The following is a 21,465-nucleotide window of genomic DNA, read 5'->3' on the forward strand; positions in this document are numbered from 1 at the left end:
AGGGAGGACGAGTCATGGCGGGCGAGGACGGCTGATGGCGGACGAGGTCTACGTGGGCCGGGCGGGCCCGGACGCGGCGCTCGACCGCGGCTGGCTGCTCGGGCACTTCAAGGACCCCGGCGACCCCCGGCACAGCGAGGCCGTGGAGATCAAATGGGGCGTCCACCCGCCCGGCGACACCCGCGCCGCCTGGGTGCGCGGCGAGGAGCGCACCGCCCTGCTGGTACTGATCTCCGGGCGCTTCCGGATGGAGTTCCCGGGCCGCGCGGTGACCCTGGCCGAACAGGGCGAGTACGTGGTCTGGGGCAAGGGCGTCGACCACTCCTGGTACGCCGAGGAGGCCTCGGTGGTGCTCACCGTGCGCTGGCCCTCGGTGCCCGGCTACCGGGTGCCGGCGCCGGGCCCGGGCGGGGAGCTGGGGGATGGCACCCTGGAACCATGAACGACGTGCCCCCGGCCCCCCGCCGCCCCCGTGTCCGCGCCCCCGAGCTGACCGGTGAGGGCGGCTGGCTCAATACCGGCGGCAGGGAGCTGAGCCTCGCCGGGCTGCGCGGGCGCATCGTGATCCTCGACTTCTGGACCTTCTGCTGCATCAACTGCCTGCACGTCCTGGACGAGCTGCGCGAGCTGGAGGAGAAGCACCGGGACACCGTGGTGATCATCGGGGTGCACTCGCCGAAGTTCGTGCACGAGGCCGAGCACGCGGCCGTGGTGGACGCCGTCGAGCGCTACGGGGTCGAGCACCCGGTCCTCGACGACCCGGGGCTCACGACCTGGAAGCAGTACGCGGTCCGGGCCTGGCCGACCCTGGTGGTGGTCGACCCGGAGGGCTATGTCGTCGCCCAGCACGCGGGCGAGGGCCACGCCCACGCGCTGGTCCGGCTGGTCGCGGAGCTGGAGGCCGAGCACGCCGCCAAGGGCACCCTGCGGCGCGGCGACGGCCCCTACGTACCGCCGGAGCCGGTCGCCACCGATCTGCGCTTCCCCGGCAAGGCGCTGCTGCTCCCCTCGGGGAACCTCCTGGTCTCCGACACCACCCGGCACCAGCTGGTCGAGCTGGCCCCGGACGGGGAGCGGGTGGTGCGCCGGATCGGCTCCGGGCAGCGCGGCCGCACCGACGGGGAGCCCGCCGCCGCCTCCTTCAGCGAGCCGCAGGGGCTCGCGCTGCTCGACGACTCCACCGTGGTCGTCGCGGACACCGTCAACCACGCGCTGCGCGCCCTCGACCTGGACTCCGGGCGGGTGCGCACCCTCGCGGGCACCGGCAGGCAGTGGTGGCAGGGCTCGCCGGTCAGCGGCCCGGCCCGCGAGGTCGCCCTCTCCTCGCCCTGGGACGTGGCGCTCTTCGGCGGCAAGGTGTGGATCGCCATGGCGGGCGTGCACCAGCTGTGGACGTACGACCCGGCCGCCGGGCGGGTCGAGGTGGCGGCGGGCACCACCAACGAGGGGCTGCTCGACGGCCCCGGGGAGCAGGCCTGGTTCGCGCAGCCCTCCGGGCTCGCCGCGGCCGGGGACCGGCTCTGGCTCGCCGACTCCGAGACCTCCGCGCTGCGCTGGGTGGACACCGGCGGCGCCGTGCACACCGCGGTCGGCACCGGCCTCTTCGACTTCGGCCACCGCGACGGGGCGGCGGAGCAGGCGCTGCTCCAGCACCCGCTCGGGGTCACCGCGCTGCCGGACGGCTCGGTCGCCGTCAGCGACACCTACAACCACGCGCTGCGCCGCTACGACCCCGCGACCGGCGAAGTCACCACGCTGGCAACGGACTTGCGGGAGCCCTCGGACGCGGTCCTGGTCGGCGGGGACATCGTGGTGGTGGAGTCGGCCCGGCACCGGCTGACCCGGCTGCGGCTGCCCGAGGAGGCGGTACGGGTGGAGTCCGTCGCCCACCGCACGCAGCGCGCCGCCACCGAGGTCGCGCCGGGCAGCCTCGCCCTGGACATCGTCTTCCAGGCCCCCGCGGGCCAGAAGCTCGACACCCGCTACGGCCCCTCCACCCGCCTGCTGGTCTCCGCCACCCCGCCGGAGCTCCTCCTCGGCGGCGAGGGCCCCGGCACCGACCTGGCCCGCACCCTGGAGCTCAACCCGGAGCTGACCGAGGGCGTCCTGCACGTCTCCGCGATGGCCGCCTCCTGCGACGACGACCCGGCCAACACCTACCCGGCCTGCCATGTGCACCAGCAGGACTGGGGTGTGCCGGTCACCGTCACCGCGGGCGGCGCGACCCGGCTGCCGCTGGTGCTCGCGGGGATGGACGAGGAGGGGGCGGGGGTCGCGGAAGGCTGAGGCGGCCCGGCCGTGCGGGCGGTCAAGTCCGCAGGTAGGAAGCCCCGTTGAGGTCGAGGACGGTGCCGGAGGCCCACTGGGCCTCCGGCGAGGCCAGCCAGAGCACCGCCGCGGCGACCTCCTCGGGCTCGGCGACCCGGCCGAACGGCGACTGGGCGCGGATCATCTCGCCGGAGGCGCCGCTGAGCCGGTCCGCGACACGCTCGGTGGCGAAGAAGCCGGGCGCGACGGAGGCCACCCCGATGCCGTGCGGGGCGAGGGCGACCGCCAGGGACTGCCCGAGGGCGTGCACCGCGGCCTTGGTGGCGCCGTAGGCGGGGTGCTCGGGCTCGCCCCGGAAGGCCCCCCGGGAGCCGATGTTGACGATCCGCCCGCCGGAGCCCTGCGCGATCATGCGCTGGGCGGCGAGGTGGCTGAGGTGCGCGGTGGCGAGCAGGTTGACGTTCACCTGCTGCTGCCAGGCGGCGACCCAGTCGGCGTAGGAGGTCTCGGCGGGCGGGTGCGCCGGGGTGCTCGCCGCCGCGTTGTTGACCAGCACGTCGAGCCCGCCGAGGCCGTCCGCCGCCTCGGCCGCGACGCGCTCGGCGCCCTCCGGCACCGAGAGGTCGCCGCCGACCAGGACATGGGCCCCTTCCGCGGGGGCCGCGAGCGAGTCGAGGGTGGCGCGGGCCTGCTCGGGGCGGCTCGCGTAGTGCACGGCGACCCGGTCGCCCCGGGCGGCGAAGGCCTGGGCGAGGGCGCGGCCGAGGCCCCGGGAGGCCCCGCTGACGAGGACGCGGCGGGCGGCGGGGGTGGCGGGCATGGATCACCTTGGGGGAGTAAGGGGGAGTCAACGCGCTGTACGGGCACTTGAGTCGACCGGCCGGGCTCAGTCCGGGCAGTTGCGCAGCGAGGAGTACTGGAGCCGGTCGTGGGCCAGCCGGATCCCCGGCAGCCAGAGCGTGTGCTCCTTCTGCCGGACCCGGTACCAGACGCTGCTGTGGCCGCCGACCTCGTCGGTGACGGTCACCCCGTTGGCGATCCGGCAGTCGGCGGTCAGCCGGTCGCCGTGCCAGACATGGCCGCCGATATTGGAGGGCCGGTAGGGCGCGTACGGGTCCAGGGCGAGGCCGAGGCGGCACTCGCGGGCGCGCTCCCGGGCGTGCTCCCGGGTGCAGTTCTGGTCGATGTTGTGGACGGTGACCACCTCGGTCGCACTGCTCTTCCGCCCGTCCTCGCCGCCGGCGGAGGAGTCCTGGCCGAGCGACATGGCGAGGGCCGCGGAACCGGCGAGCACGACCAGCACACCGAGGCCCGCGAGCACGGCCAACCGCTTCCCGCGGCGCGGACCGCTCCGCTCGGGCCCGCCCGCCGGGTCCCCGTCCGCGGCCTCGGCGCGGTCCGCACCGTCCGGCCCGCCCGGTCCCTGCCGGGCCTCCCCCGCCAACTCCTGTGCCCCCGCGGCGTCCACGGCCAGATGCAGCAGCCGTACCAGCTCGGGGAGGCGGTCCTCGCCGGTGAAGGAGAGCTTGCACCACTGCACCAGGAGGCGTTCGTCGGGCAGCGACTGGCCGCGCAGATAGCGGGAGAGCGAGGAGCGGCTGGCCGGCAGCCGGCTCTCCAGGTCCGAGAGGCTCAGGCCCAGTTCGCCGTGCATGTGGCGCAGCGCCGTCACGAAGTCGCGTACCGGCCCGGTGAGTTGCTCGGGCAATGGGGCGAGCGGCTTGCGGCGCGGGTTGTCGGGGCGCTTCTGGTTCCCATGCACGGACGGCATTTGAGCACAGCCGGAGCGTACATGCGAGGGGCACCTCCGCTCCCGGGTGGCGAAGGTGCCCCTACTCACACGATTCGGGCGGTGGCCCGGACCGGGCGGGTGACTGGCGACCGAGCGGCCCCCCGTGGCAGCTCGCTCGCCTGTCCCGTGCGCCGGTCCGGGTCCGCCTCGTGGAGCGTCCGGTCGTGGGGTACCGGACGCCGCTGGTGGAAGGACCGCTCAGTCGGTGTACTTCAGCGGCCGGTAGGGCTTGAACACCGTGTCGTTCAGTCCGTAGGTCAGCGAACGGTGGTCGGTGCCGTGGCCGCCGCGCTGCTCGTAGGCGGTGTAGGAGGTGTGCGCCTCGTCGTCCCACTTCTCGAACATCACGACGTGCCGGGTGTTGCTGTCGCCGTCCGCGTCGATGAGCAGGTCACCGGGGCGCAGGTCGGCCACCGCGATGGGCGTGGTGATCTCGGGGCTGGTCAGGCCCACGGTGTTCGGTCCGGGCGCGCCCAGGCCCAGCGCCATCGAGACATAGCCGGAGCAGTCCTGGCGGTAGCCGTCGGTCCAGAAGTCGGTCTGGCTGTACGGGACTTGGGCACCGTTGTTGGCGGTGAGCCAGGTGGCGGCGCGCTGCAGGGCCTCGGCGCGGGTGCCGCCGGGCTGCTGCGGCGGGGTCTCGCCGCCCTTGACCGGCACGCCCGGCAGCGAGTCCTGCGGGATGTCCACCGCGACCACGCTGAGGAAGCCCTCGACGGGTGCGGTGAGATGCGCCATGTAGGTCGAACAGGCGCTGCCCTCGCAGACTTTGCGCCCGGTGTCCACCTGGTAGTCCGCGGTGATCCGGTCGGCCCCGGGCGTCGTCTTGTTGAGCGTGCCGACGGCCGCCGAGCCCGTGTCCGCCTCGGCGTGCACCACCCAGCCGGTCCCCCAGGTCGGGAACTCGGCCCCGGCGGCGCCCTGTCGGACGTCCGCGGCCGAGAGCGCCGTGGTGCCCGCCGCGCGGCCTTGGACGTCCACGGCCGCGTGGCCGGGTTCCGCGGCACCGGCCGCGGCCGAGAGCCCCGAGAGCCCCGCGACGGTGATCCCGCCCGCGGCGAGCGCGGGCAGCACCTTGCGGGTCAGTCGCCTGCGGAGTGCGCCATGCCCGTGGGACGTGCCCCCGTGGTCCTGCATGCCTCTCTCCCCTCGATCAGGGGGCCGCCCGCACCGCGCCGGATGGCGCCGTACCGGGTGGCCCGCTCGACGGGACTCATCCTGCGCCGCCCGAGGGGGCCCGCGCGGCGCCCGGGCCCCCGATGGGACGTGGATTCCGGCCGCACCGCGCTGACCTGCTGGGACGTCAGGCCGGTGGGCGAGGGACGGGACGTGCGCGCGGGTCCGCTGGGACGTGACGGGACACCGCGGGGGGCTCCGGGAGCCGGCCGGGGCTCTTCGGCGCCGGGCTCACAGGGGGTTCTGGTGGCGGTCCTCGACGACCGTGGCCTGCGGCACGACGGCCCGGCGCCGCTTGTAGATGCTGGTGAACGCGGCGACCCCGAGCAGACCGGCCGCCATCAGGATCACCCCGATGAGGTTCACATTCGCACCGTCAATGTCCCAGTCGGTGGCGAAGGCGAGAATGGCCCCCACGGCGATCAGCAGAATCGATCCGCCCAGGCCCATATGTCTCAACTCCCTCGTGCGTACGGAGTGTTCGTTCCGTATGGATGGTCGTTCGGCTCTGCTGCGGGTACCCGCAGGGCGTCAGGCCATGCACGAGGGGCGGACGGAGCCGCCGCGCGCGGGGGCCGGGCCGCCGCCGCTCAGCCGTCCAGGAAGGCGACCAGGGCGCTGGTGAGCAGCGAGGGGTCCTCGGCCGCGCACAGCTCGCGGGCGCTGTGCATGGACAGGATCGCGACGCCGATGTCCACCGTCCTGATGCCGTGCCGGGCCGCGGTGATCGGGCCGATGGTGGTGCCGCAGGGCATGGAGTTGTTGGAGACGAAGGACTGGAAGGGCACCCCGGCCTTCTCGCAGGCCGCGGCGAACACCGCCCGGCCGCTGCCGTCGGTGGCGTAGCGGTTGTTGACGTTGACCTTGAGGATGGGGCCGCCGCCCGCCCGGGGGTGGTGCGTCGGGTCGTGGCGCTCGGCGTAGTTCGGGTGCACCGCGTGGCCGGTGTCGGAGGAGAGGCAGACCGTACCGGCGAAGGCGCGGGCGCGGTCCTCCAGGCCGCCGCCGCGGGCGAAGATGCTGCGCTCCAGGACCGAGCCGAGCAGCGGGCCGTCGGCGCCGGTGTCGGACTGCGAGCCGCTCTCCTCGTGGTCGAAGGCGGCGAGCACCGGGATGTGGCGCAGCGAGCCCGAGCTGCTCGCGGCGGCCAGCGCGGCGGTGCCCGCGTGCACGGAGAGCAGGTTGTCCATCCGGGGGCCGGCGACCAGTTCGCGGTCCCGGCCGAGGTAGGCGGGCGGCTCGATGGAGTGGGTCATCAGGTCCCAGCCGGTGACCTCGCCCTCGGCGAGTCCGTACTCCTGCTCCAGGAAGCGGATCAGGTCGCCCTCGTGCGCCTCGCCGAGTCCCCAGACGGGCTGCACGTGGCGCTGCTTGTCGAGCTGGAGGCCGTCGGTGCCGACCGCGCGGTCGAGGTGGATGGCGAGCTGGGGGACGCGCAGCAGGGCGCGGTCGACGTTGACCAGGCGGCTGGCCCCGTCCCGCAGCGAGAGCCGTCCGGCGAGGCCGAGGTCGCGGTCCAGCCAGGAGTTGAGCAGCGGGCCCCCGTAGACCTCGACGGCGACCTGGCGCCAGCCGTGCGCGGAGGTGTCGGGGAGGGGTTTGATCCGCAGGTTGGGGGAGTCGGTGTGCGCGCCGACGATCCGGAAGGGCGTGTGCGGCTCGGCGCCCTCGGGCACGAACCAGGCGATGAGCGCGCCGCCGCGCAGGACGTAGCGGCCGCCGGTGCCGCCCTCCCAGGCGTCGGTCTCGGCGACCTGACGGAATCCGGCCTTCTCCAGGCGCTCCGCGGCGTTCGCCACCGCGTGGTACGGCGTGGGGCTCGTGGCCAGGAAGGACATCAGGTCGTCGGTGTGGCCGCGGTCGAAGCGGGGGGGTGTGCTCATGGGTTCACCTTAGCTACGTACGCCTGCGCGGTCCGGGGGAAGCATTCGTCCGGCCGCCCGCACGGCCGAGGGCCCGTCCCCGATGTCCGGGAACGGGCCCTTGGCGCACGGGCGCTGAGGGGTGACGGGCGCTCAGAAGGCCGCTTCGTCCAGCTCCATCAGGCCGAGGTCCACCGACTCGGAGAGCTGACGCTGGAGCGCCAGGCCCGAGAGGATGTTCGCGGCGAAGAACTTGGCCGCGGCGATCTTGCCCTGGTAGAAGGCCTTGTCCTTGCTGGAGGCGCTCGGCAGCTTCTCGGCGGCGACGGCCGCGCCGCGCAGCAGCAGGTAGCCGACGACCACGTCGCCGGAGGCGAGCAGCAGGCGGGTGGCGTTGAGGCCGACCTTGTAGATGGACTTGACGTCCTTCTCGGTGCCCGCGAGGTCGGTCAGCATGGTGCCGACGATGGACTCCAGGTCGACCGCGGCCTTGCCGAGCTGCTCGCGCGCCTCGGCGAGCTCCTCGCCGCCGGAGGCCTCGGCGAGGAACTTCTTGATGTCCTCGGCGAGCGAGTTCAGCGCGGCGCCCTGGTTGCGGACGATCTTCCGGAAGAAGTAGTCCTGGCCCTGGATCGCGGTGGTGCCCTCGTAGAGGGTGTCGATCTTGGCGTCCCGGATGTACTGCTCGATCGGGTACTCCTGCAGGTAGCCGGAGCCGCCGAAGGTCTGCAGGGACTGCGCGAGCTGCTCGTAGGCCTTCTCCGAGCCGTAGCCCTTCACGATCGGCAGCAGCAGGTCGTTGAGGTTGCTCAGCTCGGTGACGTCGTCGCCGTTGGCCTCGCCGAGCGCGATCGCGTCCTGCACGGTCGCGGTGTGCAGCACCAGGGCGCGCATGCCCTCCGCGTACGCCTTCTGCGTCATCAGCGAGCGGCGCACGTCGGGGTGGTGGGTGATGGTGACCTTGGGCGCGGTCTTGTCCATGAACTGCGCGAGGTCGGGGCCCTGCACGCGCTCCTTGGCGTACTCCAGGGCGTTGAGGTAGCCGGTGGAGAGGGTGGAGATCGCCTTCGTGCCGACCATCATGCGGGCGAACTCGATGATGCGGAACATCTGGCGGATGCCGTCGTGCTTGTCGCCGATCAGCCAGCCCTTGGCGGGGTGCTTGTCGCCGAAGGTCATCTCGCAGGTGTTGGAGGCCTTCAGGCCCATCTTGTGCTCGACGTTGGTGGCGTAGACGCCGTTGCGCTCGCCCAGCTCGCCGGTCTCGAAGTCGAAGAGGAACTTCGGCACGAGGAAGAGGGAGAGGCCCTTGGTGCCCGGTCCCGCGCCCTCGGGGCGGGCGAGCACGTAGTGGATGATGTTCTCCTCCATGTCGTGCTCACCGGAGGTGATGAACCGCTTCACGCCCTCGATGTGCCAGGAGCCGTCCTCCTGCTGCACGGCCTTGGTGCGGCCGGCGCCCACGTCCGAACCGGCGTCCGGCTCGGTGAGCACCATGGTGGCGCCCCAGGTCTTCTCGACCGCGATCTTCGCGATCTCCTGCTGCTGCGGGGTGCCCTCCTCGAAGAGGATCCGCGCGAAGGCCGGGCCGGAGGAGTACATCCAGATCGCCGGGTTCGCGCCGAGGAGCAGCTCCGCGTACGCCCAGATCACGGACGGCGGGGTGCTGGTGCCGCCGATCTCCTCGGGCAGGCCGAGGCGCCAGTACTCGGAGTCCATGAAGGCCTTGTAGCTCTTGCGGAAGGACTCGGGGACGGGCGCGGTGTTCGTCGCCGGGTCGAAGACCGGCGGGTTGCGGTCCGCGTCGGCGTAGGACTCCGCGAGCTCGTTCTCGGCGAGGCGGTTGATCTCGGAGAGGATGCTCTTGACGGTGTCGGTGTCCATCTCCGCGAACGGGCCGGTGCCGTACAGCTTGTCGCGGCCGAGCACCTCGAAGAGGTTGAACTCGATGTCACGGAGATTCGACTTGTAGTGCCCCATGGCGTAAAGCTCCGAATTCAATTGCGGTGGCGCACGGCGCCCCGGGCGGGGGTGCCGGCCGCGGACGGCGGTTCCTCGTGCTGACCCTGTGACGGTGCGTCCGGTGACGGTGTGACCGGTTCGGTGGTCGGTGGCGACCACCTGTCGGCAGTCGTAGCCATGATGATGCTACCCACCGGTAATAACGCGCAAGCCCGCGCGGCGAAGTGTGAGGTGGTCTACCCGGACCGGACCGCGGATCCGGCCCGCTGGCCGGGATCCGCCCCCGCCGCCCCGGTCCGCTCCCCGGCACGTACCCCCGCTCGGTACTCTGTGCGCCATGTACGGCTACGACCAGCACGCGGGGCCCACGGCCCAGGGGCAGCAGTACGCGCCGCCCCAGCCGCCGCCACAGCAGGCCCCCGGCGGGTACGGCCAGCAGCCGCCGCCGCTCTACCCCGAGCCCTCCCCGCCCTCGCTCGCCGACGCGGTGCGGGCCTTCACCACGGGCTCCATGGCGGCCGAGGACTTCCAGCAGATCTTCTCCACCGCCAAGGTGTACTGCCCGCGCGGCGACAACCCCGGCTTCCTCGCCCTGCACAACACCCAGCAGCCGGTGATCCCGATGTTCACCTCGCTGAAGGAGCTGCGCCGGTACGCGGGCAAGGAGTCCAAGTACTTCGTGATCACCGGCGCCGAGGTGATCGACCTGCTGCCGACCGGCTACGGCTTCGTCCTGGACATGGAGGGCGAGCACCGCATGGTCTTCGACGCCAAGGCCGTGGAGCAGATGGTCGACTTCGCGATGCGCCGGATGTACGGCTGAGGTCCGCCTCCCCCCGGGCGCGCAGCACCGCTCCCCCTCCGCGCGCCTGCGCCCCGGTCACCGCGCCTGCGGCCAACTCCCCTTCTCCTCCGCCCGGTTGAGGGCGGGCGCCGCTGCGCCCCCGCGTCCGGCCGCGCGCCGGTGCCCTGACCTCGCGCGCTCTTTTCTTACGTATCCGTAGCAGGCCCCTCCCGGATGGGCGGGCGCGGTGCGGGGCTCTAACTTCCTGGCAACCGGCCGGATGCCCCCAACCCCCGGCCGGGCGGCCGGAATACCCCTGTTCCGGTCCGGCGCACACGTCCGCGGCCCCAGGACGGGCCCCGGGCAGGGCGTCTCTCCCCCCACTCATGAGGAGACTTGTCATGCTCACACGAATCGCCACGGCGGTCGGAGCCGCACTCGTCGCCGCCGTGGCCCTCACGGTGCCCGCCGCGGCCGACAACGCCGACAGCGCCCCGGCCCGCGCCACCACGACCCGCTCGGCGGACGCGAGCACGGCGCAGGCGGCGAAGTCCGCCCCGCAGGCGGACGCCAGAAAGGCCGCGGCCTGGGGCTACGTCATCGACGGCTCCTGTGGCGGCCGGGAAGGCGCGATCCGCGGCGGCGCCAACTACTGGGGCGGCGCCACCGAGGGCTCCGGCACCCCGGTCAACTGCGTCAGCGGCTACGTCGAGGGCTGCGGCGCCCGCGGCTCCGAGCCGGTCTACCAGGCCGGCGGGGTCATAGGCTGCAACTGGGGCGCCGGCCAGAAGATCACGCTCTCCACGCTGGCCAGCGACTTCCAGCTGCTCGCCGCCCACGAGTTCGGCCACAACTGGTACGGCCACTCCGGCTACGCCTGCATGAGCTGGAACAGCCCGGACGAGGTCATGGCACCCACCATGTGCGGCTGACCCACCGGGTCCGGCCGCCCCGGCCGGGCACAGCACAGCACAGCACAGCCGAACACCGCACAGCCGAGTACGGCCCCCGCGAGCGGATCCCTCCGCCCGCGGGGGCCTTCGCGCTGTCCGGGCGCGGTGCCGGGGACAGGGGCGCCAGGGCGCGGGAATACCCCGGCACCGGGTGCGGTTCCCCTCGACAGAAAGTTCAGAGTTCAACTAAACTCGGCGCACAAGGAGGTACGGACCATGCCCGCAGTGACCGTAGAGAACCCGCTGACCCTGCCCCGGGTCGCCGCCCCGGCCGAGGCCACCGCCCGCAAGGTGCTGGCCGTGAGCACCGCGCCCAGCGGTTTCGAGGGCGAGGGATTCCCGGTGCGCCGGGCCTTCGCCGGGCTCGCCTACAAGCACCTCGACCCGTTCATCATGATGGACCAGATGGGCGAGGTGGACTACGCGCCCGGCGAGCCCAAGGGCACCCCGTGGCACCCCCACCGCGGCTTCGAGACCGTCACGTACCTCATCGACGGAAGCTTCGTGCACCAGGACACCAACGGGGGCGGCGGCACCCTGAACAACGGCGACACCCAGTGGATGACCGCCGGGTCCGGGCTGCTCCACATCGAGGCGCCGCCCGAGGAGCTCGTCGTCTCCGGCGGCCTCTTCCACGGCCTCCAGCTGTGGGTGAACCTGCCCGCCAAGGACAAGATGATGGACCCCCGCTACCAGGACATCCGCGGCGGCCAGGTCCAGCTGCTCAGCTCCCCGGACGGCGGCGCGCTGCTGCGCGTGATCGCCGGTGAGCTGGACGGCCACGAGGGCCCCGGCATCACCCACACCCCGATCACCATGGTCCACGCGACGGTCCGCCCCGGCGCCGAGGTCACCCTGCCCTGGCGCGCGGACTTCAACGGCCTCGCCTACGTCCTCGCCGGAGCGGGCAGCGCGGGCGCCGAGCGCCGCCCGGTGCACAGCGGCCAGACCGCCGTCTTCGGCCCCGGCTCCTCGCTCACCGTCCGCGCGGACGAGAAGCAGGACGGCCACACCCCCGACCTGGAGGTCGTCCTCCTCGGCGGCCGCCCCCTGCGCGAGCCGATGGCGCACTACGGCCCGTTCGTGATGAACACCCGCCAGGAACTCCAGGAGGCCTTCGAGGACTTCCAGAAGGGCCGCCTCGGCACCGTTCCGGCGGTGCACGGGATGTGAGCGGCGGGCCACCGGCCCCGGTCGCGGCGAGAGAGCGGCGACCGGGGCCGTGCCGTGCTCAGCCCCGGCCGGCCCCGCCGCCGACCCGCACCGGAACCACCGTCAGCAGCTCCGAGAGCCCGCCGAAGTCGGCCGGATTCGTCGTGAAGAGCGGCAGGCCCTCGGCGATCGCGGTGGACGCGATCATGAGGTCCACCACCCGGCCGCGCGGTCTGCGCCCGGCCGCGACGACCGCGGCGCAGACCCGCCCGTAGACGCGGGCGGCCTCGGCGTCGAAGGGGAGCGGATCGAACTCGTTCTCGGCCCGCTGGAGTACGTCCATCCGCCGGGCGCGTTCGGCGTGCTCGTCGTAGAGGTCCTGCTCCCCGTTCCTGCGCACGGCGTGCGGCCCCGCGGAGAGTTCCGCCAGGGTGAGCGCGCTGATCGCGACCTCGTCCGGGAGATCCGCCACGGCGATCCGGCTCCGCTGGATCAGGATGTTGGTATCGAGCAGCCCCTGCCGATACGAGGGCGCGGCGGCACCGGGGTCATCGGAGTCTCCGCGCCCGGTCCGCTCAGCGGTCATAGGGGTCGCTCAGCTCCTGGTCCGCCACCGCGTCCTGGTCGGTCCGGAAGGCCTCCGGTGAGACCTCGGGCGCCGACCGGGACATCGCGGCGAACTCCGCGCGGGGCACGAAGCGGCGCCGTCGCCGGAGCGGGACCAGCTCGCCGATCCGGTGGCCGTCACGGGTCACCGTGAACGCCTGTCCGCCCTGGACCGCGTCCATGATCTCCTTGGACCTGTTGCGCAGATCGCGCTGGGTCACCTCTGGCTGGATGCTCACGGGATCCATCGTACGCGGGTGTGCTACACGGTGCTACAGCGTGACCACCCTGTTTGCTCCACAGATCACGCCGGATCACCTCTGGCTGCATGCTCACGGGTGCATCGCCTGCGGACTGTTGCCGCACAGTGCTACAGAGCGACCACCCTGTTTCACCGGCCGCCCCGCCCCCTCCCCCATCCGCACCCCCTCCGGCCCCGCCTGCCCCCGCCCGGGCGCCCGCCGTGCTGAGCTGGCCGTATGGCAGAGGCACAGGGAGCGGGGGCGCGGGCGGGGCGGGGAGCCGGGGGGTCGCTGCTGCCCGAGCCGGCGCGGCGTATCGGGGCCTGGTGCCTGCTGATCCTGCTGGTGACCGCGGTCGCGGTGGTCGTCATCCGGCTGACGGTGTTCTTCCGGGCGGCCGTGGTGCCGGTGCTGCTCGCGCTGCTCGGGGCCGCGCTGCTCGGACCGCTGTACCGGTGGCTGGTGCGGCGGCGGCTCAACCAGTCGCTGGCCGCGGGGCTGACGGTGCTGGCCGTGCTCGCGGTGGTCGGCGGGGCCGTGTACATCGTGGTCTCCGCGCTGATCGACACCGGCGGCGAGATCGTCGACTCGCTGCGGGACACCGCCGAGTCGGTCGCCCGGCACTTCGGCGCCGAGGGGACCTCGCTGGACGATCTGACCTCCCGCGCCCGCGAGTTCGGCGGGAAGTTCGGCGGTACGGCCGCCTCCGGGCTGCTCAGCGGGATCAGCGTGGTCGGCGAGTCGATCGCCACGGCGGTGCTCGCCCTGCTGCTGCTCTTCTTCTTCCTGCGCGACTCCGACCGGGCGGTGCGCGCCCTGCACTCGCTGGCGCCCGCGAACTCCGGCTCGCTCCTGGAGGCCATGGCGCGCCGGGCGTTCCGGGCCGTCGAGGGCTTCATGCACGGCACGACGCTGATCGCCCTCATCGACGCCGTCTTCATCACCGTGGGGCTGCTCGTCCTGCGCGTCCCCGGTGCCGTCGGGCTCGGCGCGCTGGTCTTCGTCGGCGCCTACATCCCCTATCTCGGGGCCTTCCTCTCCGGCGCGGTCGCCGTCCTGGTCGCGCTCGCCGACCGCGGCTTCGTGATCGCCCTGTGGGTGCTCGGCGTGGTGCTGGCCGTGCAGGTCATCGAGGGGCACCTGCTCCAGCCGCTGATCCAGTCCCGCACCGTGCAGATGCACCCCGCGGTCGTCATGCTCGCCATCGCCGCCGGGGCCTCCGTCGCCGGGATCCTCGGGATGCTGCTCGCCGTGCCGATGACCGCCGCGGGCTTCGGGGTCTACGCCGAGCTGCGCGGCCGCTACTCGGCGGCCGTCGCCGCGTCCCGCGAGGAACCGCCCGCGTCCCCCGGGGAACCGCCCGGGCCGCTACCGCCACCGCCGGGCGGCTGACCGGCCGTCCGGCCCGCCGCGCTCCGGCCGCCGTCCGCGCGGGCCCGGCGCCCCCGCCCCCGTACCTCGTGCAGCTCGAACCAGATCGACTTGCCGTCGCCCTGCGGGTCCACCCCCCAGGAGTCCGCGAGCATGTCCATCAGGACCAGGCCGCGGCCCGAGGAGGCGAGTTCGCCGGGCCGGCGCAGATGCGGCAGGTCGTCGCTGCCGTCGCCGACCGAGACCCGCAGCCGCCGCCGGCCCGCCTCCCCGCTGACCACCGCCACCAGCAGGGCGTCCCCGTCGGTGTGCACCAGGACGTTGGTGAGCATCTCCGAGACCATCAGCACCGCCGCGTCGACCTGCTCCGCGTCCGACCAGTCGTGCAGCACCTCCCGCACCTGCTGGCGGGCGCCCGCGACCCGCTCCGGCTCGGCCTGCGCCACGGTCAGGGCGACCCGGCGGGCGGGGGTCAGCTGCCGCGGCCGCTTGTTGCGCCGGACGAGCAGCATCGCGATGTCGTCCTCGCGGCGGTCGGCGAGCGGCCCCGTGGTGTAGTGCGAGGAGGGGCCGTGCACCGCCTGGACCAGGGCCTCGGCGAGGCCTTCGAGGCGCTCGCCGCGGTGCTCCTCCATGATCGTGCGGATCCGCGCCCAGCCGGAGTCCAGATCGTGCCCGCCGGTCTCGATCAGCCCGTCGGTGCACATCAGCATGGTCTCGCCGGTCTCCAGGACCAGCCGGGTGGTCGGATAGTCCGGGTCCGGGTCGATGCCGAGCGGCAGCCCGCCCGCGGTCGGCCGGAGCACCACCGTCCCGTCCGCCATCCGGATCGCCGGGTCCGGGTGCCCGGCCCGGGCGATGTCGAGGATCCCGGTGCCGGGCTGGGCCTCCACGTACAGGCAGGTCGCGAAGCGGGGTTCCGGGTCGGCCTCGCTCTGCGGGTTGAGGCTGTGCGCGACCGAGTCGGAGATCCCGGCGAGGAAGCGGCTGGCCCGCGCGAGCACCGCGTCGGGCCGGTGCCCCTCGGAGGCGTAGGCGCGCAGGGCGATCCGCAGCTGGCCCATCAGCCCCGCGGCGCGCACGTCGTGGCCCTGCACATCGCCGACCACCAGCGCGATCCGCCCGGTCGGCAGCGAGATCATGTCGAACCAGTCGCCGCCGACCTGGAGCCCGCCGCCGGTGGGGACGTAGCGGGCGGCGACCTGGAGTTCGGGGACCTGGGGGCCGAGGGTGGGCAGCATCGCGCGCTGCAGCCCGTCGGTCAGCTCGCGCTCGGTCTCGGCGGTGTTGGCCCGGGTCAGCGCGCCCGCGAGCATCCGGGCCACCGTGGTCAGCACCGAGCGCTCGTCGGGCGTGAAGGAGACCCGGTACGAGAAGGCCGCCATCCACGCCCCGATGGTGCGCCCCGCCACGATCAGCGGCAGGAAGGCCCAGGACTCCCGGCCGAAGGGTTCGGCAAGCGGCCAGGTCACCGGATAGCGGCGCCGGTAGGCCTCCGGCGAGGCCAGGTAGACGGCGCGGCCGGTGCGGACCACCTCGGCGGCCGGGTAGTCGGTCTCCAGGGGCATCGCGGTGAAGGGGTTCTCGTCGCCCTCCGCGTGCCCGTGGTGCCCGATCACGGTGAGCCGGTCCCCCTCCGCCCCGAAGACGGCGAGCCCGTCCGGCGAGAAGCCCGGCATCGACAGGCCCGCCGCGACCCGCAGCACCTCCTGGGTGGAGCGCGCCTCGGCGAGCGCCCGGCCCGCGTCGAGCAGGAAGGCCTCGCGGGCGCGGCGCCAGTCGCCGATGACGGGGGCCCGGCCGCCGCCCGCCGAGGGCTCGCTGATCTCCTGGAGGGTGCCGAGCAGCCGGTAGTGCCCGGTGTCCGGGTCCTGGCTGGGCTTGGAGCGGCTGCGGACGGCCCGCAGCACCCGGCCCTCCTCGTCCATGACCCGCAGCCGCACCTCCGTCAGGGTGTCCTCGGCGACCGCGAGCCGTACCACCCCTTCGATCTCGTTCCAGTCCACCGGGTGGAAGCGGGAGCGGGCGCCCGCCTCGGAGAGCGTCACCGGGTGCGCGGGCAGGCCCACCAGCCGGGCCGCCTCGGCGTCCAGCCGTACGGCACCCGCCGCGGTGTCCCAGTGCCACAGCCCGGTGGCCAGGGTCACCAGAACATCCCTTTCCGGATGGAAGGGATCATCGGTGCGCATTGCCTCACTCTAAGAAGAGGCACCGGAGAGCCGCCACCGAGAGCGGGGCCCGGGCGGGCCCGTACGTACCGGAAACCGCGCCCGCCGCGGACGGTAACCTTGACGGGTCTCACGGCTCCGGCGGGCGCCACCCGGCCGCCGGATCCGGGCACCGGGACCGCCGGCGCACGAAGCGCGAGCCGGCCCCGGAACCACGAGGCACCGGAACGACCGGAACCACCCGAACCACCCGAACCCAGGGCACACCCCACTGACGCGAAGACTGGATGAACGACGATGCACCGGTACAGGTCCCACACCTGCGGCGAGCTCCGCGCCTCTGACGTCGGCAGCGACGTCCGGCTGAGCGGCTGGCTGCACAATCGCCGAGACCTGGGCGGCATCCTCTTCATCGATCTGCGCGACCACTACGGCATCACCCAGCTCGTGGCCCGCCCCGGCACCGCCGCCGCCGAGGCGCTGGACAAGCTCTCCAAGGAGACCGTGGTCCGCGTCGACGGCAAGGTCGTCTCCCGCGGCGCCGACAACATCAACGCCGAGCTGCCCACCGGCGAGATCGAGGTGGAGGCCGCCGAGGTCGAGGTGCTCGGCGCGGCAGGCCCGCTGCCCTTCACCATCAACACCGAGGACGGGGTGAACGAGGAGCGGCGCCTGGAGTACCGCTTCCTCGACCTGCGCCGCGAGCGCATGCACCGCAACATCATGCTGCGCTCCGCCGTGGTCGCCGCGATCCGCTCGAAGATGACCGCCCTCGGCTTCAACGAGATGGCGACCCCGATCCTCACCGCCACCTCCCCCGAGGGCGCCCGCGACTTCGTCGTCCCCTCCCGCCTGAACCCGGGCCGCTTCTACGCCCTGCCGCAGGCCCCGCAGCAGTTCAAGCAGCTGTTCATGGTCTCCGGCTTCGACCGGTACTTCCAGATCGCGCCCTGCTTCCGCGACGAGGACGCCCGCGCCGACCGCTCGCCCGGCGAGTTCTACCAGCTCGACGTGGAGATGAGCTTCGTCGAGCAGGAGGACGTCTTCCAGCCGATCGAGAAGATGATGACCGAGCTCTTCGAGGAGTTCGGCGGCGGCCGCCACGTCACCTCGCCCTTCCCGCGGATCCCCTTCCGCGAGTCGATGGACAAGTACGGCTCCGACAAGCCGGACCTGCGCGCCCAGCTCGAACTGGTCGACATCACCGACGTCTTCGAGGGCAGCGAGTTCAAGGCCTTCGCCGGCAAGCACGTACGCGCCCTGCCGGTGCCGGCCGTGCAGGACCAGCCCCGCAAGTTCTTCGACCAGCTCGGCGACTACGCCGTCGAGCAGGGCGCCAAGGGCCTCGCCTGGGTCCGCGTCGCCGAGGACGGCTCGCTCTCCGGCCCGATCGCGAAGTTCCTCACCGAGGAGAACGTCAAGGTCCTCACCGAGCGCCTCGGCCTCGCCGCCGGGCACGCCGTCTTCTTCGGCGCGGGCGCGTACGAGGAGGTCTCCAAGATCATGGGCGCGGTCCGCGTCGAGGCCGCCAAGCGCTCCGGCCACTTCGAGGAGGACGTCTTCCGCTTCTGCTGGATCGTCGACTTCCCGATGTACGAGAAGGACGAGGAGACCGGCAAGATCGACTTCTCGCACAACCCCTTCTCGATGCCCCAGGGCGGCATGAAGGACCTGGAGGAGAAGGACCCGCTGGACGTCCTGGCCTGGCAGTACGACATCGTCTGCAACGGCGTCGAACTCTCCTCCGGCGCCATCCGGAACCACGAGCCGGACATCATGATCAAGGCCTTCGAGATCGCCGGCTACGACCGCGACACCGTGGAGCGCGAGTTCGCGGGCATGCTCCGCGCGCTGCGCTTCGGCGCCCCGCCGCACGGCGGCATCGCCCCCGGCGTCGACCGCATCGTGATGCTCCTCGCCGACGAGCCCAACATCCGCGAGACCATCTCCTTCCCCCTCAACGGCAACGCCCAGGACCTGATGATGGGCGCCCCCACCGAGCTGGAGGAGTCCCGCCTCCGCGAACTCAACATCTCGGTACGCAAGCCGCAGCCGAAGTAGCCGAAGCGGCGAAGCAGGCGAAGTAGGCGAAGCAGGGGCTTTCGCAGGGGAGTTCCTGCGTACGCGAGAGGGGCCTCCGGTTACGGCCGGGGGCCCTTTCGCATACGGCTCTACGGGCATACGGGCTCGGCGTACCGCCTCTGCGGGCATACGGGCTCGGCGTACCGCCTCTGCGGGCACACGGGCTCGGCGTACCGCCTCTGCGGGCACACGGGCTCGACGTACTGCCTCTACGGGCGTACGGGCTCGGCGTACTGCCTCTACCGCCGCACGCGGTAGCGGAAGCAGACGATCCCCGAGTCGAAGGTGCGGTTCTCCGCCAGTTCGAGATCCACCCGGCGCTCGCTCCGCGGAAAGAACGGGACGCCCCCGCCGACCAGCACCGGGTGGACCCGGGGCCGGTACTCGTCGATCAGCCCCGCGGCGGCGGCCTCCGCGGCGAGCCCCGCACCGCCGATCGCGATCTCCCCCTCCCCCGGCTCGCCCCGCAACCGCCCGATCTCCTCCGCCAGCCCCCCGGAGAGCAGCCGGGCATTGCCCCGCACCGCCGAAAGCGTCCTGGAGAACACCACCTTGGGCAGCGGATTCCAGAGCGCCGCCCACACGCGTTCGGAGTCGTCGAGCGCCGGGTCCTGCTCGGCGGTCTCCCAGTACAGCATCGTCTCGTACAGCCGCCGCCCCATCAGATGGACGGCGACCCCCCGGATCTCCTCGGTGACGAACCGGAAGACCTCCGCATCGGGCTCCGACCAGTCGAAGCCGCCGTCCGGCCCGACGATGTACCCGTCGAGCGAGACCCCCATCGAATAGGTCACCTTGCGCATCGGAGTCCTCCAACCGATTCTGCTGGACGTTCCCGGCCGGAGCACAGGGCAGGTGGCCGTGCCTCTGACATACCTCAACGCGCTGCATCCGGCCATTCCTCGATGCCTCCTGGCTGCCTTCGCGCGCCGTTGCTACGGTGGCCGACACCGTCCAAGAGCATGCTCGCGACCAGAGATCACCCTTCGGGCCGGAGATTTCCCCGAGCTCGGTATGTCTCTCTGGGGCCGAGAGTGCCCTCTGCTCGTACGACTGAACGGGGAGGCGCATGACCCGGCCCTGGGAAGCAGATCCGTCCACCGGATTCAAACGACGCCTGGGGAAGTCGCCGCAGGAATTGGGACTCACCACGGACACCCCGGACTGCCCCGACATCTGGGAACTCGAGAACGGCGATGTCGCCGTCATCGGACGGGATCTGACGCATTCCTTGGGCAAGTCGCTCCCGGCCGGTGTGAGCATCGGGGAGGACGAGCGGCTTGTGGTGATCCCCAGGAACATGCTGATCGCGGCGAAACCGGATATCCCGCATTCTTGATTTCTTCCCGCAGGTCCGTTCCGAGCGACGCCGAACATTTCCGCAAGGCCGCTGAACTCGGGTTCCCCCACCGGCGCCTGCGCGTGGCCGCACTCCCGGTGACTCCGTATGCGCAGGGGGTTCCGGCACCAAAGCCCCCAACGCCCGCGGCCCGGCCGGAGTGATCCTCCGGCCGGGCCGCGGTTTCCGCCGTGTGGTGAGCCTCTGGGGAGGCTCGGCGGGAGGGTGGTCAGCCCCAGACGAACAGGCGCTTGGGCTGTTCCAGGACCGCTGCGATGTCCGCGAGGAACTTCGAGCCGAGTTCGCCGTCGATGAGGCGGTGGTCGAAGGAGAGCGCGAGCGTGGTGACATGGCGGGGCTTGATCTTGCCCTTGTGGACCCAGGGCTGGAGCTTGATGGCGCCGACCGCGAGGATCGCGGACTCGCCCGGGTTCAGGATGGGCGTACCGGTGTCGACGCCGAAGACGCCGACGTTGGTGATGGTGAGGGTGCCGCCCTGCATGGCGCCCGGGGAGGTCTTGCCCTCCCGGGCGGTGCCGACCAACTCCGAGAGGGACTGGGCGAGTTGCGGCAGGGACTGCTCGTGCGCGTCCTTGATGTTCGGCACGATCAGGCCGCGCGGGGTGGCGGCGGCGATGCCCAGGTTCACGTAGTGCTTGAGCACGATCTCCTGGGCGGCCTCGTCCCAGGCCGCGTTGACCTCGGGGTTGCGGCGGACCGCGACGAGCAGGGCCTTGGCGATGAGCAGCAGGGGGTTGACCCTGAGGCCCGCCGGCATGCCGTACTCGTCCGGGTTCTTCTTCAGCTCCTCGACCAGGCGCATCGTGCGCGTCACGTCGACCGTGACGAACTCGGTGACATGCGGCGCGGTGAAGGCCGAGCCGACCATCGCCTGGGCGGTCATCTTGCGGACGCCCTTGACCGGGATCCGGGTCTCGCGCGCACCGGCCGCCGCAGCGGTGACCGGGGCGGCGGCCGGAGCCGGGGCGGGCGCCGCCGGAGCCTGCGGGGCCGCCGCGGGCGCCGGAGCCACCGCCGCGTGCACGTCCTCGCGGGTGATGATGCCGTCCGGGCCGGTGGGCCTGACGGTGGTGAGGTCCACGCCGAGGTCCTTGGCCAGCTTGCGCACCGGCGGCTTGGCGAGCGGGCGGGCACCGGCCGGGGCGGTCGGAGCCGCCGGGGCCGGGGCGGGCGCGGGTGCCGGTTCCGCGGCCGGGGTGACCGGGGCGACCGGGGCCGCGTGGCCGTTCAGCTCGGCCTGCACCGCCGCGGCGGCCGGTCCCGGCTGGGCGGACTTGCGGGGGCGCCGCTTGGTGGAGGACTCGGCGACGCCGTAGCCGACCAGGACCGGCTGGCGGCCCTTGGGCTGCTCGTCGTCATCGGCGGCGGGCGCGGCGGGCGCGGGCTCCTCGGCGGGGGCGGCCGGGGCCGGGGCCCCGCCGGTGCCGCCGACCTCGACCGTGATGATGGCCTGGCCGACGTCGACGGTGGTGCCCTCCTCGTACCGCAGCTCGCGGACGACGCCGGTGAACGGGATCGGGAGTTCGACCGCGGCCTTCGCGGTCTCCACCTCGCACACCGCCTGGCCGTCGGTGACCTCGTCACCGGCCTGGACGTACCACTTGAGGATCTCCGCCTCGGTGAGCCCCTCACCGACGTCGGGCATCTTGAACTCGCGTACCTGGGACTGCGTCATGGTGGTCACGCC

General features: G+C 72.9%; 19 protein-coding genes. 8 read left to right on the forward strand and 11 right to left on the reverse strand.

All coding sequences use genetic code 11. From position 1 onward, the window contains the following. The first annotated feature begins 34 nt into the window (after nt 1-34). Together HFV08_RS07195 and HFV08_RS07200 are read left to right on the forward strand one after the other, a co-directional pair. Nucleotides 35-442 carry a cupin domain-containing protein gene (locus HFV08_RS07195; RefSeq protein WP_168536955.1) on the forward strand — a complete coding sequence of 136 codons (408 nt, stop codon included), beginning with the start codon at nt 35-37 and terminating at the stop codon, nt 440-442. Next, the gene (locus HFV08_RS07200) at nt 439-2,286 is read left to right on the forward strand and encodes an NHL domain-containing thioredoxin family protein (protein WP_168536957.1); all 1,848 of its coding nucleotides are present in this window, start codon (nt 439-441) and stop codon (nt 2,284-2,286) included. The genes HFV08_RS07195 and HFV08_RS07200 overlap by 4 nt, the downstream gene beginning before the upstream one ends. A 22-nt stretch (nt 2,287-2,308) precedes the next feature. On the opposite strand, the gene HFV08_RS07205 is transcribed toward HFV08_RS07200, so the two are convergent. From HFV08_RS07205 to HFV08_RS07230, 6 genes are all read right to left on the reverse strand, one after another. Then, nucleotides 2,309-3,088 (reverse strand): SDR family NAD(P)-dependent oxidoreductase, encoded by a 780-nt coding sequence (locus HFV08_RS07205; RefSeq protein ID WP_168536959.1) that lies wholly within the window; start codon nt 3,086-3,088, stop codon nt 2,309-2,311. 66 nt (nt 3,089-3,154) lie between these two features. After that, nucleotides 3,155-4,039: a helix-turn-helix domain-containing protein gene (locus HFV08_RS07210; RefSeq protein ID WP_168536961.1), complete on the reverse strand. Its 885-nt coding sequence runs from the start codon at nt 4,037-4,039 to the stop codon at nt 3,155-3,157. A 219-nt stretch (nt 4,040-4,258) separates the two neighbouring features. Then, complete coding sequence (locus HFV08_RS07215; RefSeq protein WP_168536963.1) at nt 4,259-5,197, reverse strand: NlpC/P60 family protein; 939 nt, start codon at nt 5,195-5,197, stop codon at nt 4,259-4,261. Nucleotides 5,198-5,467: 270 nt separating this feature from the next. Beyond that, on the reverse strand, nt 5,468-5,686 hold the full coding sequence (locus HFV08_RS07220) for a DUF6458 family protein (RefSeq protein ID WP_168536965.1): 219 nt from the start codon (nt 5,684-5,686) through the stop codon (nt 5,468-5,470). Between the two features lie 140 nt (nt 5,687-5,826). Beyond that, nucleotides 5,827-7,119 (reverse strand): M18 family aminopeptidase, encoded by a 1,293-nt coding sequence (locus HFV08_RS07225; protein ID WP_168536967.1) that lies wholly within the window; start codon nt 7,117-7,119, stop codon nt 5,827-5,829. Between the two features lie 132 nt (nt 7,120-7,251). Beyond that, nucleotides 7,252-9,078: an acyl-CoA dehydrogenase gene (locus HFV08_RS07230; protein ID WP_168536969.1), complete on the reverse strand. Its 1,827-nt coding sequence runs from the start codon at nt 9,076-9,078 to the stop codon at nt 7,252-7,254. A 319-nt stretch (nt 9,079-9,397) separates the two neighbouring features. Here HFV08_RS07230 and HFV08_RS07235 point away from each other — a divergent pair, with 319 nt between their 5' ends. From HFV08_RS07235 to HFV08_RS07245, 3 genes are all read left to right on the forward strand, one after another. Beyond that, the gene (locus tag HFV08_RS07235; RefSeq protein ID WP_040251012.1) at nt 9,398-9,883 is read left to right on the forward strand and encodes an SseB family protein; all 486 of its coding nucleotides are present in this window, start codon (nt 9,398-9,400) and stop codon (nt 9,881-9,883) included. Nucleotides 9,884-10,245: 362 nt separating this feature from the next. After that, nucleotides 10,246-10,776: a hypothetical protein gene (locus HFV08_RS07240; RefSeq protein WP_168536971.1), complete on the forward strand. Its 531-nt coding sequence runs from the start codon at nt 10,246-10,248 to the stop codon at nt 10,774-10,776. Between the two features lie 237 nt (nt 10,777-11,013). Beyond that, nucleotides 11,014-11,970 carry a pirin family protein gene (locus HFV08_RS07245; protein ID WP_040251018.1) on the forward strand — a complete coding sequence of 319 codons (957 nt, stop codon included), beginning with the start codon at nt 11,014-11,016 and terminating at the stop codon, nt 11,968-11,970. 58 nt (nt 11,971-12,028) lie between these two features. Here the strand turns inward: HFV08_RS07245 and HFV08_RS07250 are convergent, their stop codons facing one another. Both HFV08_RS07250 and HFV08_RS07255 read right to left on the reverse strand, forming a co-directional pair. Continuing rightward, complete coding sequence (locus tag HFV08_RS07250) at nt 12,029-12,535, reverse strand: type II toxin-antitoxin system VapC family toxin (RefSeq protein ID WP_168536973.1); 507 nt, start codon at nt 12,533-12,535, stop codon at nt 12,029-12,031. Further along, nucleotides 12,525-12,803: a type II toxin-antitoxin system prevent-host-death family antitoxin gene (locus HFV08_RS07255; RefSeq protein ID WP_168536975.1), complete on the reverse strand. Its 279-nt coding sequence runs from the start codon at nt 12,801-12,803 to the stop codon at nt 12,525-12,527. The genes HFV08_RS07250 and HFV08_RS07255 overlap by 11 nt, the downstream gene beginning before the upstream one ends. A 231-nt stretch (nt 12,804-13,034) precedes the next feature. Here HFV08_RS07255 and HFV08_RS07260 point away from each other — a divergent pair, with 231 nt between their 5' ends. Next, entirely contained in the window at nt 13,035-14,189 is a 1,155-nt protein-coding gene (locus HFV08_RS07260) for an AI-2E family transporter (protein ID WP_168536977.1), read from the forward strand. Here the strand turns inward: HFV08_RS07260 and HFV08_RS07265 are convergent. Next, entirely contained in the window at nt 14,099-16,357 is a 2,259-nt protein-coding gene (locus HFV08_RS07265; RefSeq protein WP_168536979.1) for an ATP-binding SpoIIE family protein phosphatase, read from the reverse strand. The two genes, HFV08_RS07260 and HFV08_RS07265, sit on opposite strands and share 91 nt — an antisense overlap. Before the next feature lie 276 nt (nt 16,358-16,633). On the opposite strand from HFV08_RS07265, the gene aspS reads away from it, so the two are divergent. Continuing rightward, nucleotides 16,634-18,397 carry an aspartate--tRNA ligase gene (gene aspS / locus HFV08_RS07270; protein ID WP_168536981.1) on the forward strand — a complete coding sequence of 588 codons (1,764 nt, stop codon included), beginning with the start codon at nt 16,634-16,636 and terminating at the stop codon, nt 18,395-18,397. 260 nt (nt 18,398-18,657) lie between these two features. On the opposite strand, the gene HFV08_RS07275 is transcribed toward aspS, so the two are convergent. Further along, nucleotides 18,658-19,221 carry a dihydrofolate reductase family protein gene (locus HFV08_RS07275; RefSeq protein ID WP_168536983.1) on the reverse strand — a complete coding sequence of 188 codons (564 nt, stop codon included), beginning with the start codon at nt 19,219-19,221 and terminating at the stop codon, nt 18,658-18,660. A gap of 266 nt (nt 19,222-19,487) precedes the next feature. Here HFV08_RS07275 and HFV08_RS07280 point away from each other — a divergent pair, with 266 nt between their 5' ends. Further along, complete coding sequence (locus tag HFV08_RS07280; protein ID WP_168536985.1) at nt 19,488-19,757, forward strand: hypothetical protein; 270 nt, start codon at nt 19,488-19,490, stop codon at nt 19,755-19,757. Between the two features lie 229 nt (nt 19,758-19,986). Here HFV08_RS07280 and HFV08_RS07285 read toward each other — a convergent pair whose 3' ends face one another. Further along, the gene (locus tag HFV08_RS07285; RefSeq protein WP_168536987.1) at nt 19,987-21,462 is read right to left on the reverse strand and encodes a dihydrolipoamide acetyltransferase family protein; all 1,476 of its coding nucleotides are present in this window, start codon (nt 21,460-21,462) and stop codon (nt 19,987-19,989) included. Nucleotides 21,463-21,465 lie beyond the last annotated feature (3 nt).

This window comes from Streptomyces physcomitrii (assembly GCF_012273655.1).
GTDB classification, from domain to species: Bacteria; Actinomycetota; Actinomycetes; order Streptomycetales; family Streptomycetaceae; genus Streptomyces; species Streptomyces physcomitrii.

Coding starts and splice junctions, on each gene's coding strand:
- HFV08_RS07195 (WP_168536955.1), top strand. CDS start 35: ATGGCGGACGAGGTCTACGTGGGCCGGGCGGGCCCGGACGCGGCGCTC.
- HFV08_RS07200 (WP_168536957.1), top strand. CDS start 439: ATGAACGACGTGCCCCCGGCCCCCCGCCGCCCCCGTGTCCGCGCCCCC.
- HFV08_RS07205 (WP_168536959.1), bottom strand. CDS start 3,088: ATGCCCGCCACCCCCGCCGCCCGCCGCGTCCTCGTCAGCGGGGCCTCC.
- HFV08_RS07210 (WP_168536961.1), bottom strand. CDS start 4,039: ATGCCGTCCGTGCATGGGAACCAGAAGCGCCCCGACAACCCGCGCCGC.
- HFV08_RS07215 (WP_168536963.1), bottom strand. CDS start 5,197: ATGCAGGACCACGGGGGCACGTCCCACGGGCATGGCGCACTCCGCAGG.
- HFV08_RS07220 (WP_168536965.1), bottom strand. CDS start 5,686: ATGGGCCTGGGCGGATCGATTCTGCTGATCGCCGTGGGGGCCATTCTC.
- HFV08_RS07225 (WP_168536967.1), bottom strand. CDS start 7,119: ATGAGCACACCCCCCCGCTTCGACCGCGGCCACACCGACGACCTGATG.
- HFV08_RS07230 (WP_168536969.1), bottom strand. CDS start 9,078: ATGGGGCACTACAAGTCGAATCTCCGTGACATCGAGTTCAACCTCTTC.
- HFV08_RS07235 (WP_040251012.1), top strand. CDS start 9,398: ATGTACGGCTACGACCAGCACGCGGGGCCCACGGCCCAGGGGCAGCAG.
- HFV08_RS07240 (WP_168536971.1), top strand. CDS start 10,246: ATGCTCACACGAATCGCCACGGCGGTCGGAGCCGCACTCGTCGCCGCC.
- HFV08_RS07245 (WP_040251018.1), top strand. CDS start 11,014: ATGCCCGCAGTGACCGTAGAGAACCCGCTGACCCTGCCCCGGGTCGCC.
- HFV08_RS07250 (WP_168536973.1), bottom strand. CDS start 12,535: ATGACCGCTGAGCGGACCGGGCGCGGAGACTCCGATGACCCCGGTGCC.
- HFV08_RS07255 (WP_168536975.1), bottom strand. CDS start 12,803: ATGGATCCCGTGAGCATCCAGCCAGAGGTGACCCAGCGCGATCTGCGC.
- HFV08_RS07260 (WP_168536977.1), top strand. CDS start 13,035: ATGGCAGAGGCACAGGGAGCGGGGGCGCGGGCGGGGCGGGGAGCCGGG.
- HFV08_RS07265 (WP_168536979.1), bottom strand. CDS start 16,357: ATGCGCACCGATGATCCCTTCCATCCGGAAAGGGATGTTCTGGTGACC.
- aspS (WP_168536981.1), top strand. CDS start 16,634: ATGCACCGGTACAGGTCCCACACCTGCGGCGAGCTCCGCGCCTCTGAC.
- HFV08_RS07275 (WP_168536983.1), bottom strand. CDS start 19,221: ATGCGCAAGGTGACCTATTCGATGGGGGTCTCGCTCGACGGGTACATC.
- HFV08_RS07280 (WP_168536985.1), top strand. CDS start 19,488: ATGACCCGGCCCTGGGAAGCAGATCCGTCCACCGGATTCAAACGACGC.